1 protein-coding gene is annotated in these 1,889 nt (G+C 43.6%); it reads right to left on the reverse strand.

Annotation, left to right across the window (positions count from 1 at the left end; all coding sequences use genetic code 11):
* Window positions 1–75 precede the first annotated feature (75 nt).
* Window positions 76–1,332, reverse strand: a complete 1,257-nt coding sequence (gene ltrA, locus LM917_RS24225; RefSeq protein WP_232700264.1) for a group II intron reverse transcriptase/maturase — start codon at window positions 1,330–1,332, stop codon at window positions 76–78.
* Between the last annotated feature and the right edge of the window lie 557 nt (window positions 1,333–1,889).

A 1,889-nucleotide genomic window follows, 5' to 3' on the forward strand; every position in this document is an offset into this window, starting at 1 on the left:
AATCGAGTAGGAGGGGGTGACTAACCCCCGACCTCTCACACCACCGTACGTACCGTTCGGTATACGGCGGTTCATTTAGGTATGACGCAAAAGAAAATATCTTTCCCTTAGACTTTTCAGCCCTTCGGTCTGCCAATAGGCATTATGTAAGGAACTGTTAAGAATAGGACTGTGTGCAATTCGCCAATATTTCTTTCGGGAATTTCCCCATTCATAGGCTTTTGTTCTTGGTACTCCCAAGGCTATAAGCCTTTTTACTTTTGTCCGAGGTTTCTTCCATTGTTTCCAAAGACACATGCGTAACCTTCTTCTTGTCCATTCATCTATACTCTGGAACACCGAAGGTGTATCTGCAAGTGTGAAATACCCAGCCCAACCTATTAGATACTTATTAAGTTGTTCAATACGGTACTCCATGGGTATTGACTTGGATCTTGAAGTTAATTGTCTAATTTTCTGCTTCAATTTACGAATGCTCTCTTTGGCAATCCGAATTTTCGGGTCGAGTTGGGGACTAAAGGAGAATCCTAGGAATTTTCGTTTCCATGGGCGGTCAACTGCACTTTTGTCTCTATTAACTTTAAGTTTCAGCTTCCCCTCAATGAATGCAGTAATAGAGTTCATTACACGTAGCCCTGCCTTCTTTGACGATACATAAATATTACAATCATCAGCGTATCGGACAAAGGATAGCTTCCTTTTCTCTAATTCTTTATCAAGCTCATGTAGCATGATGTTAGATAGGAGTGGACTTAGTGGACCACCTTGTGGTACTCCCTGTTCATTTACTGTTTCTATTCCATTGCTCATAATTCCCGACTCTAAATAACTTCTGATGAGTTTCAGAAGTGTTTTATCAACGACATACTTGGCTAATAGCCCCATTAACTTGTCGTGATTTACCTTATCGAAGAATTTCTCCAAGTCCATGTCTACAACCCATCTTTTCCCCTCCCTCATATATTCCTTTGCTCTTCGAACTGCGTCGTGCCCTCTTTTATTGGGACGAAAACCATAACTATGTTCGGAGAACATGTGATCAAAGATAGGGGTTAAGATTTGAGCGATTGCTTGCTGAATGAAACGGTCTGTCACAGTAGGAATACCTAATAACCGAACACCACCATTAGGTTTCGGGATTTCGACTCTTCTGACTGGCGGCGGATTATAGGTTCCTTCTTCTAACTGCGATCTGATGGAGGCCCAGTTGGTTAGGATATGTTCTCGTAGGTTTTGTACTGACATACCATCCACTCCGTGGCTCCCTTTATTCTTTTCCACTCTTTTAAGTGCTGTCAGGAGATTTTCCCGTGACAGAAGTCGTTTCATCATCTTGATAGTTCCTTTCGCGTGAACGTTCCTTCTATTTGTGCCATTCTCTGCTCCACCCTCTAAGAGTCCCCTGTGTATTCACCACTTCCTCCTCTTAGTAAGTCCTTACGGATTGTCTGTATCATTACAAAGAATGAACGCCTAGTGTACCGTTCTTCCTAAATGTTCGGTCCTTCCCTTTTCAAGCGTCCTTTACTAAGGTACTATGACCTCTGCTGACTCCTGACTGTTCAGTATCTTCTCGCGAAAATGGTTACCATGTGGGCATGGCGTATCAGTCAGGTCTCCCCAGGTAAGAGCGTTATCTTCCCCTCCATCTATCTGTCTCATTTACTCTCATTCATCTTTGGCAGTAAGGACTTTGTCTTGTTATGCAGACTCACCCAACGAACGCTAGCCTTATATGAGATTCGTGTTCCTCAGACCGGAGGTTTGCCGCCAACTTCCTTCAGATTCGACCTCACGGTCGACACCCTTGTTTTGAGCTAATGGCTACTACTGCCTTCACCATTCGGGACTTGAACCCTATAGATAACGCCCATGCTGGGCGCACATAA

The sequence above is a fragment of the Brevibacillus daliensis genome, assembly GCF_021245735.1.
GTDB lineage: Bacteria > Bacillota > Bacilli > Brevibacillales > Brevibacillaceae > Brevibacillus_B > Brevibacillus_B daliensis.

Excerpts from the sequence above, each read along its gene's own strand:
- ltrA (WP_232700264.1), bottom strand. The coding sequence starts at position 1,332 with ATGATGAAACGACTTCTGTCACGGGAAAATCTCCTGACAGCACTTAAA.